At 73.6% G+C, this 13,988-nt stretch carries 14 protein-coding genes; 3 read left to right on the top strand and 11 right to left on the bottom strand.

What is annotated here, in order from left to right; genetic code table 11:
- Window positions 1-17: 17 nt before the first annotated feature.
- Window positions 18-500 (top strand): Lrp/AsnC family transcriptional regulator, encoded by a 483-nt coding sequence (locus tag EBO15_RS19140; protein ID WP_122195778.1) that lies wholly within the window; start codon window positions 18-20, stop codon window positions 498-500.
- Window positions 501-504: 4 nt separating this feature from the next.
- Here the strand turns inward: EBO15_RS19140 and EBO15_RS19135 are convergent, their stop codons facing one another.
- Genes EBO15_RS19135 through EBO15_RS19115 form a run of 5 tightly spaced genes read right to left on the bottom strand, consistent with a single transcriptional unit; the run spans window position 505 to window position 3,963 of the window.
- A complete protein-coding gene (locus tag EBO15_RS19135; protein ID WP_122195777.1) occupies window positions 505-1,323 on the bottom strand; it encodes a MerR family transcriptional regulator in 819 nt (272 codons plus the stop codon).
- Window positions 1,316-1,849, bottom strand: coding sequence for a VOC family protein (locus EBO15_RS19130; protein ID WP_122195776.1), 534 nt, complete (start codon window positions 1,847-1,849; stop codon window positions 1,316-1,318). Before EBO15_RS19130 ends, EBO15_RS19135 begins: the two co-directional genes overlap by 8 nt.
- A gap of 33 nt (window positions 1,850-1,882) precedes the next feature.
- Window positions 1,883-2,653, bottom strand: coding sequence for a phytanoyl-CoA dioxygenase family protein (locus EBO15_RS19125; protein WP_122195775.1), 771 nt, complete (start codon window positions 2,651-2,653; stop codon window positions 1,883-1,885).
- A 46-nt stretch (window positions 2,654-2,699) separates the two neighbouring features.
- Window positions 2,700-3,257, bottom strand: a complete 558-nt coding sequence (locus tag EBO15_RS19120) for a prepilin peptidase (RefSeq protein WP_122195774.1) — start codon at window positions 3,255-3,257, stop codon at window positions 2,700-2,702.
- Between the two features lie 10 nt (window positions 3,258-3,267).
- Complete coding sequence (locus EBO15_RS19115; protein ID WP_122195773.1) at window positions 3,268-3,963, bottom strand: SseB family protein; 696 nt, start codon at window positions 3,961-3,963, stop codon at window positions 3,268-3,270.
- A gap of 155 nt (window positions 3,964-4,118) precedes the next feature.
- Between EBO15_RS19115 and EBO15_RS19110 the strand changes: the two genes are divergently transcribed.
- A complete protein-coding gene (locus EBO15_RS19110; protein WP_122195772.1) occupies window positions 4,119-5,030 on the top strand; it encodes a hypothetical protein in 912 nt (303 codons plus the stop codon).
- Here EBO15_RS19110 and EBO15_RS19105 read toward each other — a convergent pair.
- The 4 genes from EBO15_RS19105 to EBO15_RS19090 all read right to left on the bottom strand — a co-directional run bounded on the left by EBO15_RS19105 (window position 5,023) and on the right by EBO15_RS19090 (window position 10,467).
- The gene (locus tag EBO15_RS19105; RefSeq protein ID WP_199744654.1) at window positions 5,023-7,161 is read right to left on the bottom strand and encodes a glycoside hydrolase family 31 protein; all 2,139 of its coding nucleotides are present in this window, start codon (window positions 7,159-7,161) and stop codon (window positions 5,023-5,025) included. The genes EBO15_RS19110 and EBO15_RS19105 overlap by 8 nt on opposite strands.
- Window positions 7,162-7,257: 96 nt before the next feature.
- Window positions 7,258-8,424, bottom strand: a complete 1,167-nt coding sequence (locus tag EBO15_RS19100; RefSeq protein ID WP_122195770.1) for a pyridoxal phosphate-dependent aminotransferase — start codon at window positions 8,422-8,424, stop codon at window positions 7,258-7,260.
- A gap of 94 nt (window positions 8,425-8,518) precedes the next feature.
- Window positions 8,519-9,499: an alpha/beta fold hydrolase gene (locus EBO15_RS19095; RefSeq protein WP_147481548.1), complete on the bottom strand. Its 981-nt coding sequence runs from the start codon at window positions 9,497-9,499 to the stop codon at window positions 8,519-8,521.
- Window positions 9,496-10,467, bottom strand: coding sequence for a hypothetical protein (locus EBO15_RS19090; RefSeq protein ID WP_122195768.1), 972 nt, complete (start codon window positions 10,465-10,467; stop codon window positions 9,496-9,498). Before EBO15_RS19090 ends, EBO15_RS19095 begins: the two co-directional genes overlap by 4 nt.
- 155 nt (window positions 10,468-10,622) lie before the next feature.
- On the opposite strand from EBO15_RS19090, the gene EBO15_RS19085 reads away from it, so the two are divergent.
- Window positions 10,623-12,056 (top strand): carboxylesterase/lipase family protein, encoded by a 1,434-nt coding sequence (locus tag EBO15_RS19085; RefSeq protein ID WP_233616292.1) that lies wholly within the window; start codon window positions 10,623-10,625, stop codon window positions 12,054-12,056.
- On the opposite strand, the gene EBO15_RS19080 is transcribed toward EBO15_RS19085, so the two are convergent.
- Both EBO15_RS19080 and EBO15_RS19075 read right to left on the bottom strand, forming a co-directional pair.
- On the bottom strand, window positions 12,053-12,658 hold the full coding sequence (locus tag EBO15_RS19080; protein ID WP_122195767.1) for a response regulator transcription factor: 606 nt from the start codon (window positions 12,656-12,658) through the stop codon (window positions 12,053-12,055). The genes EBO15_RS19085 and EBO15_RS19080 overlap by 4 nt on opposite strands.
- A complete protein-coding gene (locus EBO15_RS19075) occupies window positions 12,655-13,893 on the bottom strand; it encodes a sensor histidine kinase (RefSeq protein ID WP_158628278.1) in 1,239 nt (412 codons plus the stop codon). Before EBO15_RS19075 ends, EBO15_RS19080 begins: the two co-directional genes overlap by 4 nt.
- Window positions 13,894-13,988: the final 95 nt, after the last annotated feature.

The following is a 13,988-nucleotide window of genomic DNA, read 5'->3' as shown; positions in this document are numbered from 1 at the left end:
GGTCGTAATTTGGGAGAATGGCGAATCGAAGGATCAGACCCGAGCGGGCCTACGAACCCAAGGACATCGACGCTCTGGACCTTCGTCTTCTCACCGAGCTCCAGGCGGACGCCCGGCTGAGCCTCGCCGAGCTGGGCCGCCGGGTCGCCCTGTCGGCGCCGGCGGTGGCCGACCGGGTGCAGCGGCTGGAGGAGAGCGGGGTCATCACCGGCTACCACGCCGAGGTCGACCCGCGGGCCCTGGGATTCCCGGTGACGGTGATGGTCCGGGTCCGACCGGCGGTCCGGGAGCTCCAGCGCATCTCCAAGCTCGCGCAGGAGGTTCCCCAGATCGTCGAGTGCTACCGCATGACCGGTGAGGACTGCTTCTACTTCACCATGCACCTGCGCGCGGTGGACGAGCTCGAACCGATCCTCGACCTGTTCACGCCGTACGGGCAGACGACCACGTCGCTCATCCACACCGCGCCCGTTCCCCGGCGTCCGCTCCCCCTGGACTGAGGGGCTACTGCCAGGTCGCGGTGTCGGGGTCGATGTCGTGGGCGCGCGCGCTTGCGTCGACGGCGTGGCGGAACCAGGTGGCGAGGCCGGGGCGGATGCCGTCGTAGTGGGCGGCGAACGCGGGATCGGCCTCGAACCTGCGGCCGAGGCAGACCTGCATCTGTCTGGTGAGGGGAAAGTACGAGGCGAACAGTTCGCGGTGTCGTTCGACGAGGTGGTTCGCCTCCGGGGTTCCGGGGGTGACGCCCGCGTCCATCGCGTCCGCGAGGGAGCGTTCGAATTCGGTGACGGCGTCGGCAACGGCCTGCCATTCGCCGGGGTCGCGTGCGGCCGCGCGTTCGGCGAACTGCAGCCACTGGGGCGTGTCGCCGTAGCGCCGCCGGGCCTGGGCGGGCCAGTCCGGGTTCCATCCGGGGCCGAAGATCGCGGTCTGCTGCTCGCCGGTCAGCAGCGGGCCGCGTTCGTGGGCCTCGATCATCCGGTCCAGTCCGGCGCCGAGCCGCTGGAGGCGCTCGATCCGCTCGTCGACCTGGGCTCGCTGGGCGCGGAGCGCGCCGGGCACGTCCGCGTCCGGGTCGTCCAGGATCGCCTGGATCCGGTCCAGGCCGAGGCCGAGCTCGCGGTAGACGACGACACGGTGGACGCGGTCCAGGTCACCGGCGGTGTAGAGCCGGTATCCGGCGGACGTGCGCAGCGACGGCCGCGCGAGGCCGATCTCGTCCCAGTGGTGCAGCGCGCGGACCGTCACGCCCAGGCGCGCCGAGACCCGGCCGACGGTCAGGCCCTCGGCGTCCCAGGCGCCGGCGTCCCAGGTGTCAGGCATGTTCCCCATTGTCGCCGGGTGCGGCGGGTGCGGTGATCCCGAGGGCCGCCAGGTCGCGGGCCTCCTGGCTGGACGGGTCGAAGGGCTTGGCGGCGGTGAGGACGATCCGCGCGTTCTCGGGGGTGATCACCTCCACGTCGCGGGTGGTCCAGGGCGTGTCGCGGGGGCCGTCGACCGAGTCCGGACGCAGCGCGCGGCAGTCCTCGGCGATGCCGTCGAGCTGGCCGAGCACGCAGGCGAAGCTGACGCTCATGGCGGGCGGTCGCTCGGGCACCTCGTCCGCCGCGACGAGGAGGACGTCCTGGAACGCCCATCGGCGCAGGTGGACGAGGGTGCCGGGGATGGCGAACAGTTCGAAGAAGCCGAGGCCGCGGATCCAGAAGTCCGTGGACGCCGCCAGGTCGTTCGTGGGGATCGTCGCGAAGGCGGGCATGCCGTAGATGCCGCGGAACGGCTCCGGCGGGACGGCGTCCGGGCCGGGCGGGGGCACAGGGCTGATCTCGAACGCGTTGTAGTGATCGCTCATGCCCCCACCCTCGGGCCTCACGTCGCGTGAGGGTCAAACCGGCCGGTTCGCGAGGCCCAGCTTGATGGCGCGTTCGACCGGGGACGGGCCGTCCACCGACAGCGGGACGGCGGGTTCGAGGCCCGGCTGCGCCATGAACTTGACGGTCCGCCCCTGGTGGCGCTGCGCGGCGTGGACGAGGAACGGGTGGCACAGGTAGACGTCGCCCGCGCGGCCGGTCGCGAAGGCTACTTCCCGGTACTCACTCGCGGCGTCGGCGCGTTTGGCAATTTCCATAAAGGCGAGTCCGTCATCTCCTGCGTGTTCCAGGAGGGGCGGGACGTCCAGGTGCGAGCCGACGCGGACGCGGGTGGGCGCGTCGTCGTCTCCAACGTCCGAGAACAGGAACAGGACGAGCAGGGCGCGTCCGCGCGAGTTCAGGTTGACGCGGTAGGTCGTGTAGTCGTTCGGGTCGGGTCCCGGGAAACTCGACTCGATGTGCCAGCCCTCGTCGCCGGGGGCGTCCTCAACAGGGAACCGGACGGCGTAGCTGCCGCCGACCGTCTTCCTGGGGACCCACCGGTTCTCACCGACGAGCGCGTCGTACGCCTCGCGCAGGCGCGCGCTCTGCGCGGCCTCGCGGAACGGCGGCTGTCCCTGGTCGTACAAACGCACGACCGGTTGTGTCCAGGTGGACGGGTCGTCCGGCGAGCACCCGGACGCCTCCCAGAGCAGCGCGCGGCCCGCGTCGGCGACGTCCCGCGGGAACGCCTCCGGCACACGGACGAAACCGTCTCGGATGAAGCTCTCAACATCGATGTCCATATTGTGCCCAGCCTGCCCAAACGCGCGGCAACGCGTCCAACGGTTTTCAGGCGTGGGCGAGCACCGCGAGGAGGGTTCCGGCGAGCATGAACGGGCCGTAGGGGATCTGGTCCTTGCGTCCCGCGCGGCGGAAGAGGAGGAGGGCCAAGGCGAAGAGGCCGCCGAGGACGAACATCCCGAACAGGCCGGTGATCCAAGCGGGGCGGCCGAGCCAGCCCAGGTAGAGGCCGAGGACGGGGGCGAGTTTCACGTCGCCGAAGCCGATGGCGTTCGGGACGGCGAACCACTGCACCGCGAACACCAGGAACAGCACGCCCGCGCCCACGAGCATCCCGAACCAGCGCGACGGGTCGGCGACGGCCAGCAGGGCGCCTGCGATGGGGACGGACGGAAGGGTCAGCGGGTCGGGGAGGCGTTTCCGCGCGACGTCCACGACGCCGAGCAGCACGCACAGGACGCCGAGGAACGCGAACGCCGGGATCGCGGCGGGGTCGGGGGCGCGGAACGCCAGGACCAGGGCCAGTGCGGCGCAGCCCGCGAGCGTCCACGCGTTGCGGAGGGGCTCGGTCCAGTCGGCTCGCACCGACCACACGGGGGCGCTCATGCGCCGCAGCCTAGCGGCGGTAGAGGCTCAGCTCGACGCCGCCGACGACGCGTCCGCGCAGGGACTCGGCGAGGCGGTCGGACACGCGCTGCACGGTGGCGCGCTCGTCGTGGCCGGGCGCGATCGCGAACCGGACGGCCAGCTCGGCCTGCTCGCCCTTCGCGACCCGGACGCCCTGGACGCCCGGCTCCGCGCCGAACGCGGCGTCGATCGCGGCGAGGACCTCGGCGTCCTCGTGCGGGGGCGGGACGGGGCGGCCCTCGGCGAGCAGGTGCAGGCGCAGGCCGTCGACGGCGAACGGGACGGGGCCCGCGACGTCCACGACCAGGGCGTGCGCGCCCTCGTCGAGCGCCGCGGACGCGGCCTGCCGAGCGCTGACCGCGACGGGCCGGGCGTCGGCGCGCCACGCGGCCATGGACGCGGTGGAGGTGAACCCGAGGACGCCGCGGCGTCCGTCCTCGCCCATGAGGGTGGGCAGGGCCATCTCGCTGTTCTTCTCGCGGCGCAGCTCGCCGGGGGCGACGTCCTCCTCCTCGGTGAGGACGGCCACGATCGGGACGAGCAGCCGCTTGCCGGCGAGCGCCTCGAGGACCACGTGCCCGCCGGCCCGTCCCGCGGCGTAGGAGGCGAGCGCGTCCCGCAGGCGCGGGTCGGCGCTCCCGTCGTCGTCGGGGAACTGGGGCTCGGGAATGGTCAGGTCGGGCACGGCAGGAAGGTTACTGCGTCCGGTGGTCACCTCGGGACGGGGGTCCCGCACGTCCCGTGACGGGCGTCACATCACGTTCGCCCGCCGATCAGGGGGTGTGATGTAATTCCGCGCCCGGACGGGGACCGGAGTCCGTCGACCCCTTGGAGCACCTTGTGTCCGACCAGGCATCCGAGCTGCGCGCACGCTGGCGCGCGCTCTCCCCGTCCCTCCGCGTGCAGATCATCAGGACGGGGCGGACGAGCGAGCCCGAGGCGCAGTGGATCGCGGTGAACTTCGCCCGGATGGAGCTGGGGCGGGTCCGGCGGCGGATCTGGACGGCGCTGGCCGTCCACGTCGTCGTCCTCGGGACGCTGCTCGGGGTGCTGCGCTCGGTGGGCGTGGTCGGCGGGACGTCGACGGCGGTGGTCGCGGCCGTGGTCTCCGTCCCGGTCGTGCTGGCGTTGTTCGCGTGGGGGCGCGGGCGGATGATCGCGTTCAGCCGGATCCTCACGCTGAACGCGAGCAGCGCGCCGGACTCCGCTCCCGTGGCCGTGGCGCCGCGGCGGGGCGAGCGGCTGGACGTGCGGCTCGTGCTGGGCCGGGTCGTCGTCCGGTTCGGGGCGATCGCGCTGGTGCTGGCGCTGGTCGGCGCGGTCATGGCGGCTCTCAAGGGCGGTATGTCGGCGACCGTCGTGTGCGAGGGGGCCGCCGGGGTCATCCTGCTGTTGCTGTTGTGGGTGGTCGTGCGCGCGCGGAAGGTCAACCCGATCATGACGCTCTCCGAGAGCGGGGTGACGGTCGGTTTCTGGAAGACGACCGTGCCGTGGGAGCGGATCACCGGGATCAGCGTCGTCCCCCTGAACGGGCGGGGCGGGAGCGGCGGCTCGTACGTCCTCGCGTTGACCGTGGACGCGCCGGAGCGGTTCGTCGCCGGTCTCTCCGGCACGTACGCGCGGAACGCGCAGCGGTCGGCGAGCGCGTACGGCACCCCCCTGACGTTCGACGACCGGTACACCGACACCTCGGCCCACGCGGTCGCCTCGGCGGTGTCCGCGTGGACCGGGCTGCCCGTCCGCTCTACCTGAGGACCTTCAGCAGGCGCGGGGTGTCGGGGGCGCCGAGCCGGACGAACAGCGGCACGGTGCCCAGGTCGGCCCTGTATCCGCGCAGGTCACCGCCGTTCACGGCGCGGTGCCGGACGACGTCGTACCAGGCGCCGGGCGGCAGGTGCACGTCCCGGCTCGTCCCGGACGCGAGGACGGGCGCGGCGAGCAGCGAGTCGCCGAGCAGCCATTCGTCGGCGACCGTGTACGCCTTCGGGTCGTCCGGGTGCCGGAAGAACAGCGGCTTCATGATCGGTTCGCCCGTCCGGACGGCGCGGGCGGCCTGGTCGCGGATGTAGGGGGCGAGCGCGGCGTGCAGCCGGGTCGCGGCGGCGTAGGCGCGTCCGACCTCGGGCGGGTAGGTGACCCAGGTCCTGTTCACGAAGTCGTAGACCTTCAGCGGCGACGTCGACGCGTACTCGATCGGCATGACGGCGGCGGCCTGCGCCCAGCGGACCAGGACCTCGTTCGACGGCGGCGGCATGCTGTCCGAGCCGCCGACCATGTCGGTCGCGACGAACGGGTAGCCGATGACGGAGACGGCGAGGTTCTGCTTCACGGCCGCGTTGAGCGAGGCCCAGTCGGTGCCCTTGTCGACGGTGCGGGTGACGAAGCCGTACTTCTGCGCGCCCGTCCAGTGCACGCGGATGCCCGCGCCCTGGAGGTCGAACTGCCGGGCGAGCTCGGCGCCGAGCCTCCGGTAGGCGGCGGCGTCGAGCCCGTTGGACGCGGCGCACCGCTCGTCGAAGAAGCGGGTGTCGAACTTGAAGCCGTCCACGCCGTAGTCGGCCTGGAGTCTCCTGAGCTGGTCCTCGTACCACCTGTAGGCGTCGGGGTTGCCGAGGTCGATGAGCCCGGCCTTGCCGTTCCACCAGGTGACCGTGCAGGGCAGCGACGGGTCGTCCTTGGACTTCAGGAGGTAGCCCTTGTCCTTGGCGACCTGGTAGTTGTCGGCGTCCAGGTTGATCCACTGGGTGATCCAGACGCCGAAGTCGTAGCCCATGGCGTGGATCTGGTCGGACATGCCCTTGGGATCGGGGAACTTGGAGTTCCACGTGTAGTCGCCGTAGTGCGTCATCCAGCCGTCGTCGAGCTGCATGGTGTGGCCGAGGACGCCCGCGTCGTGCAGGGAGCGCGCGTAGTCGAGGAAGCCCTGCTGGTCGACGGTCGAGTAGAACTGCGCCCACGAGTTCCAGAGCGGCTTCTCGAACTGCGCGGGGGCCGCGCCGATGCTCTGGGGCTTCCCGGCGATGCCCACGTAGTCCAGGTAGACGGCGCGCGGGGTGCGCTCGACGAAGACCGTCGCGTCCAGGTTCGCGGTGCCGGTGACCTCGAAGTCGGCGACGCCCGCGTGGACGCGGCCCAGCGACACGTGCATGAGGTCGTTGGTCCTGACGTACAGCCCGGCGGACGTCGCGGTGAACCAGAACGGCTCGGTCATCAGGTACGACGCCGGGCCGAACGTGGTGTCGTCGACCTGCTCCTTGCCGGTCGCGGCGTCCAGGGGCCAGGGCTGGCGGGTGTCGGGCTCGCCCTCGGCGTCGGTCTTCGCCTCGCCGTGGCCGTACCAGTGGCCGCCGGACGCCATGTCCAGGCGCAGCGCGGACGCGGTGGCCGTCGCGCCCGTCACACCGGTCAGGACGCGGTACCGGTCGGACTCCGGGGTGATCTTCACGGTCAGGGTCGCGGCCGGGTCGGACGTCGCGACGGCGAGGTCGAGCGCGCCGTCCGCCCAGGTGGCGGTGCGGACGGCGGTCGGCGTGAGGTGCGTGCCGTCCGCTCGGGTGAGGTCGAACGCGCCGGACGCGGCGGTCGCGAGGACGGTCCTCCCCGCGCGGCGGGTGGTGATCGCGAAGGGGCCGCGGGCGATGTCGATCTCGTAGCCGCGGGTGGCGACGGTGACCGTCCGGTCGTTCTGGTGGACGGTCACCGCCGTCGCCGCGGCGGGGGCGGGGGCGGGCTCGCCGCTCCTGGCGGGAGCGGGGGCGGGGGCGGCTTGGGCGGACGGGGTGGTCGCGGCGGTCAGCGGCACCGCCAGAAGGGCGGCGGTGACCACTGCGGTGCTTGTTCTGCGGCGGCTGACGGGACGGGCGCGTCGGGAGTCACGCGACACGGACACCTCACAGGAATGCTCGATAGTGAGCGTTTCGCAAGCATCCCGAGCGTAAATGCGCATCCATCGAAGATCAAGAGACCCGGCGCCGGCGCGTCAGCGGGCGAGGCGGTGGAGGCGTTCGACGGCGGCGTCGATGACGTCCTCGCGTTTGCAGAACGCGAACCGGACGAAGTGCGCCCCGGCCTCCGCGTGGTCGTAGAACACCTGCGTCGGGATCGCGACGACTCCGGCGCGCTCGGGCAGCGCGCGGGCCAGTTCCAGGCCGTCCGCGAAGCCGAGCGGGCGGATGTCGGCCTGCACGAAGTAGGTGCCCTGCGGGCGCAGCGTCGCGAACCCGGCCGCCTCCAAACCGCTGATCAGGCGGTCCCGCTTGGACTGGAGCGACTTGCGCAGGTTCTCCACCCACGCGCCCTCCTCGCGGAGCGCGTACGCGGTCGCGCGCTGGTAGGGCGCGCTGGCGGTGAACGTGACGAACTGCGCGACCGTCCGGACGGCGTTCACGAACGGCGCGGGCGCGCACACCCAGCCGGTCTTCCACCCGGTCACCGAGAACGTCTTGCCGGTGGACGAGATGACGACCGTCCGCTCGCGCATGCCCGGGAGCGTGGCGAGGCTGATGTGCTCGACGTCGTCGAAGGTCAGGTACTCGTACACCTCGTCGGTGATCGCGACGAGGTCGTGCTCGCGGCAGACCGCCGCGATCTCCTCCAGCTCGGCGCGGGTGAACACCGTCCCGGTCGGGTTGTGCGGCGAGTTCACCATGATCAGCTTCGTGCGCGGGGTGACGGCGGCGCGCAGCTCGTCCGGGTCGAAGGTGAACCGGCCCTGGTCGGGGCGGAGGGTCACCGTCCGGCGGACGGCGCCGGCCATCGCGATCATCGCCGCGTAGGAGTCGTAGTACGGCTCGAAGACGATCACCTCGTCGCCGGGCTCGGCCAGGCCGAGCAGCGCGGCGGCGATGCCCTCGGTCGCGCCGACGGTCACGAACACCTCGGTCGCCGGGTCGTACTCCAGCCCGTACCGGGCGCGGCGCTGCCCGGCGACCGCCTCCCGCAGTTCCGGGACGCCCGGACCCGGCGGGTACTGGTTGTCCCCGGCGAGGATCGCGTCGGCGGCGTGCCGGAGCATCGCCTCGGGGCCGGACTCGTCCGGGAAGCCCTGCCCGAGGTTGATCGCGCCGGTCCGGACCGCCAGCGCCGACATCTCCGCGAAGATCGTCTCGCCGAACTCGCGCATCCGGCGGACCAGTGGCTCACTCATCCCGGAACTCTAACCGGCGGCCGCCGGGACGGGACGTCCCGGACCGGCGGCCGACCGCGGCCATGCCCGTCCGGCGACCCGTTCAGCGACTCGTTCAGCGGCGGGTCAGGGCGTCGATCGTGGACGCGACGACACCGGGATCGGACACGAAGGCCATGTGCTGGGCGCGCGGGATGAGCGTGGGCGGCGGGGCGCCGATGCGGGCGGCGGTCTCGGCGGGCGTGGACCTGCTGAACACGAAGTCGTCCGCGCCGAAGACCACGGACTTCGGCATGTTCAGGGTGCGGAGCCGCTCGAGCCGCGAGGTCGGGATGCCGACGACGCCTTCGCGGAGCATCGCCCAGACGGCCTTCTCCGCTCCCGGCACCATGAACGGACGCCGCCACTGGTCGACGCCCTGGGCGTCCAGGCGCGGGCAGCGCGGCCCGCACGCGCGCGCGTAGGCGGTGCGGACGAGCCAGTCGGAGCGGACGCCCAGGCGCAGGAGGGCCGTCCGGTAGGGGTCGATGAACAGGTACGGGAGGGGGCTCTTCTGGCCGGCGCCGGTGAGCAGGGCGTCCCCGTCGAGGAGCAGGAGGCCGCCGATCGCGTCCGGACGCCGCAGCGCCGCCTCCGCGACGACCGCCGCGCCGCTGGAATGCCCGACGATCACGGGCTTGGACAGGTGCATCGCCGCGATGAAGGCGTTCACCTGGTCGGCCAGATGCGCGGCGTTGTACGGGGGTCTGCGCTGGCTGTACCCGTCGCCGGTGAGGTCGATCGCGAGGACGCGGTGGGTGCGTCCGAGGATCTCGGCCGTCGGGGTCCAGGCGTCCGCGGACTCGAACGCGCCGTGCACCAGGACGACCGGGCTCCCGCCGCTCCCCCACTCCCGGTACCGCGTCCGCACGTCCCCGGCCTGCACGTACGACAACCCGGCGGGGACCGCGGCGCGCGTCTCCGTCGACAGGACGACCACCATGGACGCCGCCGTCACCAGGCCCCAGAGGGTCACCAGGACGAGCAGCGTCCGGCGCGACCACCTCCGTAGTCTCGTCCTCGGTTCCGGGGGATTTTCGGGGCTTTGGTCGGTCACGCCCCCACGGTACGGCTCTTGAACTCCCACACGGTCGTCAGCGGGATGCAGAGGCCGGGCTGGACGACCTCGACGCGCAGGACGCCCGTGGCCGCGTCGTAGTCGAGCCCCTCGGCCTCGAACGCGTGCTGGGCGTCCGGCTCGCAGGCGCTCTCCATGGGCAGCGGGCCGAGCGCGGTCACGTGGCCCGCGACGTCCCGGCCGTCCGGGGCGTGGGCGAGGTCGACCTGGAGCAGCGGGCGGACGACGCCGTCGACCGTGCCGTTCCCGTCGTCCGACGAGCAGACCAGGCGGGTCGCGGTGGTGAAGACGCAGCCCTGGACGTCGCGGACGGGCTTGTCGAGGACGACGCGCCCGGTGAGGGGAAGGTCCTTCGCCGGGTCGGTCGCGGCCTCGTTGACCATGGGCATCGGGGTGACGAGCAGCCGGTCCTCGGTCTCCCACTCGCCGGACACGAGCCACCGGCCGTCCCGGCTGACGGCGGCGAACGAGTTGTTCATCGCCTCGCCCGGGGCCAGCCGGTGCACGAAGTCGGACGACCGGAACCCGTTCGCGGTGTCGTACACGCGGAACATCTTGGACGTCGGGGACGCCGCTCCCGACTGGTACGGCTCCACGACGTAGCCGTGCGAGTAGTCCGGGTCGCCGACGTGGTTCCAGCCCTTGAGCTGCGCGTCCGGCGCGACGACGTTGCCGGTGTACCAGAGGTGGTCGCCGCCGAACGCGCGGACCGTCGCGAGGCCCTGGTTCTGGAACAGGCTGCTGACCAGGGACGATCCGGTCGCCTGCCACGGCCCGACGGCCGGGAGGGCGGCCGCCGCGGGGGACGCCTGTGCCTGGAACGCGGCCGGGGACGCCGCTGCCGAGGACGCCGCTGCCGGGGTCGCGGCGGCCGGGGTGGACGGGGCGAGCGCGGCGGCCAGGGCCAGGGTGCCGGTGGCGGCCAGGATCGCGGTGCGGCGCGGCATGTGGTGTCGTCCTCCCGGTGCGGAAACCGGGTCAGCGTATCGGTGATCTTCGCCGGGCCCGTGGCATCGGGAGAAAGTGTCATGAAACGGCCAGTGCGCGGCGCGTGCACGGTGTGTGCGCGCCGTGTGCGGTGGGCCCGGTAGCGTCGGGACACGTGACCGAGAACGTGCTCGCGCGGACCGACCGGGGTGTGGTGCGCGGAACCGGGACCGACGGGCTGGCGATCTTCCGGGGCGTCCCGTACGCGGCCGCGCCGGACGGCGCACGGCGGTTCCGGCCGCCCGTCCCCGCCGAGCCGTGGGACGGCGTGCGCGACGCGACCCGGTTCGGCACTCCCCCGCCGCAGCTCGCGGCCGCGCCGTCCGCGCCGCCGATCTGGCGTCCCGGGGACGGCCTCGACTGCCTCAACGTCAACGTCTGGACGCCCGACGCGGGCGGGTCCGGGCTGCCCGTGATGGTGTGGTTCTACGGCGGCGCGTGGCGGATCGGCGCGAGCCCGATGCCGCACTACGACGCGTCGCGGATCGCGCGGGCGGGCGTGGTCGTCGTGACGTTCGACTACCGGACCGGGTTCGAGGGCTTCGGCCACCTGCCCGGCGTCCCGGACAACCGGGGCCTGCGCGACCAGATCGCCGCGCTGGAGTGGGTGCGGGGGGACATCGCCGCGTTCGGCGGCGACCCGGACCGGGTCACGGTGTTCGGGCAGTCCGCGGGGGCGGCGTCGATCGTGCTGCTGAGCGGGGCGCCCGCGGCGCGCGGACTGTTCCGGCGCGCGATCGCGCACAGCGTCCCGGACGGGTACCTCTCCCCCGGCGAGGCGTCCGGGATCACCCGGACCATCGCGGACGCGGCCGGGGTCGAGCCGACGTGGGACGGGTTCGCGACGCTGCCCCCGGAGGCCGTCCTCGCCGTCCAGGACGCGCCGGTCGACCCGGTCACGCGGCCCGTCACGGCGTTCGCGCCGGTCATCGACGGCGACCTGGTCACCGGGCCGCCCTGGTCGCGGATCGCGGACGCCGCCGACGTCGACCTGGTCTGCGGGTTCGTCCACGAGGAGGCGCGCGCGTTCCTGTCGTCGCCGGTGCCGCCGGAGCTCACGCCCGAGACGGTGTCCGGCGCGGTGAAGGTCGGCGCGGCCGGTGCGAGGCGGTACCGGGAGGCGTATCCGCGGCTCGGCGACGTCGACCTGACCGTCGAGCTGCTCTCGGACGCGATGTTCCGGATGCCGACCACGCTCGTCGCCGAGGCCCACGCCGCGGCGGGCGGGCGGACGTGGCTGTTCGACTTCGCCTGGCGCAGCCCGGCGGGCCTCAACCGGCACTCCATCGACGTCCCGTTCGTGTTCGGCCTCCCCGACTCGCGCTTCGCCGCCCGGCACCTCGGAACACCCGTCCCGGACGGGTTCGACGCGCTGTCGGACGCCGTCCGGAAGGCGTGGACGTCGTTCGCCGCGTCCGGTGACCCGGGCTGGGCCCGGTACGAGCCGTCCACCCGGATCGCGCGCGTCTGGGACGACGAGATCACCGATGGGCCGGCGCCGGTCGCGCCGTCCCTGCCCATCTGGATGGACGCCCTCGGCCTCGGCTAGATCCAGCCCATCTCGCGGGCGGCGCGGACGGCGGCGACGCGGTTCGGCTCGCCCAGCTTGGTCATCGCCGTCGACAGGTAGTTGCGGACGGTGCCCTCGGCGAGGTGCAGCAGCCCGGCGATGCGCGCGGTCTCGGTGCCCGCGCCGATCAGCCGGAGGATCTCGCGCTCGCGGTCGGTCAGCGGGTTGTCCCCGGCCGCCATCGCGCTCGCGGCGAGCTCGGCGTCCAGGTAGCGGCCGCCGCCGTGGACCTTGCGGATCGCGGCGGCCAGCTCGCCCGCCGGGGCGTCCTTCGCGACGAAGCCCCGCACCCCGGCGGCCATGGCGCGGCGCAGGTACCCGGGGCGGGCGAAGCTGGTCAGGACGCACACCGCGCAGCGCGCGCCGTCCTCGGCCAGCCGCTCGGCGACGGTCAGGCCGTCCATGCCGGGCATGTCGATGTCGAGGACCGTCACGTCCGGGTCGTGGGCGGCGACCGCGGCGGCGACCTCGTCCCCACGGCCCACCTCCGCGACCACCGCGAGGTCGCCCTCCAGGCCGAGCAGCGCGGCGACCGCACCCCGGATGAGGTGCTCGTCGTCCGCGAGCAGCACCGTGATCACGCCGCCGGCTCCGGGACGCGCGCCGCCCCGTCCAGCGGGAGGACGGCCCGGAGCAGGAACCGGTCGCGGCCCTGCGGCCCGGCCGTCAGCTCGCCGCCGAGCATCGCGACGCGCTCCCCCAGCCCCGCGAGCCCGGACCCGGACCCGGCCCCGGACGAAGGCGGCGTCGCGTGCTCCGCGGCGCGGCGGACGCCGTCGTTGGTCAGTTCGAGCACCACCGTGTCACCGTATCCGCTCAGCCCGACCGTGCAGGAGCGCGCGTCGCTGTGCTTGATCACGTTCGTCGCGCCCTCCCGGATCACCCAGGCCAGGACGGCCCGGACCTCCGGCGGCAGCCCGTCCGGCACGGGCCCGGCCTCGCACCGGACGCCCGCCGTCTCCAGCACGGCCCGCACCCCGGCGAGCTCGGCGTCCAGCTCGATCGCCCGGTAGCCGCGCACCGCCGCGCGGACCTCGCGCAACGCGTCCCGGGCCGCGCGCCGCACGTCCTCCATCTCGGCGCGGGCGCGCCCCGGGTCCGCCTCGGCCATCCGCATCGCCAGCTCGCTCTTCACCGCGATCAGCGACAGGCTGTGGCCGAGCAGGTCGTGCAGGTCCCGCGAGAACCGCTGCCGCTCCTCCGACACCGCGGCCCGCGCGAGCGCCTGCCGGACGGCGTGCGTCTCCTGGTGCAGGTCCCAGATGCCGCGCTGGTAGCGGTTGATGAACGCCACGACCCCGGCGGTCGCCGCGAAGACCGCGAACACCGGCGGCACCGTCCACCAGCGGACCGGCCGGTCCTCGGCCACCGCCCACGCCACGCCCGCGACCAGCACCTCGACGGCCGACGTCCCGAGGCACAGCAGGACGATCGTCCGGACGCGCATCGGGGACAGCGCGACCGCCGACAGCCAGAGGTACGGGATCATGACGGCCAGCGGATGCGCGGCGATCAGCGGGCTCAGCGCCGCGGCGACGATCCCGCCCGCCACGACGTCCCGGCGGTCCGCGCCGCCGTCCAGGCCGCGGGCGATGATCCGCGTGTAGAACCAGAACAGGACGCCGAGGCCCGCCAGGGCGGGCGGCAGCAGCAGGAGCGGCAGCCTCCCCTCCCGGTGCCCGAGGAACAGCCCCACGACCGTCGGCGAGATGATCCCGGCGCCCGCGATCAGGAACGACCGGTAGGTGACCCGGCGGTACCGGCCGGACCGCGCCGTGGCGCGTCGCTCCAGCTCAGCGGAGGTGGTGGCGTCCATGTGCGGCACCCTACTTTCCGGTGCGATCCGTGGCGGGCCGGGAACGGCGGGGGTCGGGAGCGGCGGGGGTCGGGAGCGGTGGGGGTCAGCTCCCA

The sequence above is a fragment of the Actinomadura harenae genome, from assembly GCF_003696215.1.
GTDB classification, from domain to species: Bacteria; Actinomycetota; Actinomycetes; order Streptosporangiales; family Streptosporangiaceae; genus Spirillospora; species Spirillospora harenae.
The sequence above is the reverse complement of the archived record's forward strand: the minus strand, read 5'-3'. Positions and strand labels throughout refer to the sequence as shown.

Coding starts and splice junctions, on each gene's coding strand:
- EBO15_RS19075 (WP_158628278.1), bottom strand. CDS start 13,893: ATGGACGCCACCACCTCCGCTGAGCTGGAGCGACGCGCCACGGCGCGG.
- EBO15_RS19090 (WP_122195768.1), bottom strand. CDS start 10,467: ATGCCGCGCCGCACCGCGATCCTGGCCGCCACCGGCACCCTGGCCCTG.
- EBO15_RS19125 (WP_122195775.1), bottom strand. CDS start 2,653: ATGGACATCGATGTTGAGAGCTTCATCCGAGACGGTTTCGTCCGTGTG.
- EBO15_RS19140 (WP_122195778.1), top strand. CDS start 18: ATGGCGAATCGAAGGATCAGACCCGAGCGGGCCTACGAACCCAAGGAC.
- EBO15_RS19120 (WP_122195774.1), bottom strand. CDS start 3,257: ATGAGCGCCCCCGTGTGGTCGGTGCGAGCCGACTGGACCGAGCCCCTC.
- EBO15_RS19130 (WP_122195776.1), bottom strand. CDS start 1,849: ATGAGCGATCACTACAACGCGTTCGAGATCAGCCCTGTGCCCCCGCCC.
- EBO15_RS19100 (WP_122195770.1), bottom strand. CDS start 8,424: ATGAGTGAGCCACTGGTCCGCCGGATGCGCGAGTTCGGCGAGACGATC.
- EBO15_RS19135 (WP_122195777.1), bottom strand. CDS start 1,323: ATGCCTGACACCTGGGACGCCGGCGCCTGGGACGCCGAGGGCCTGACC.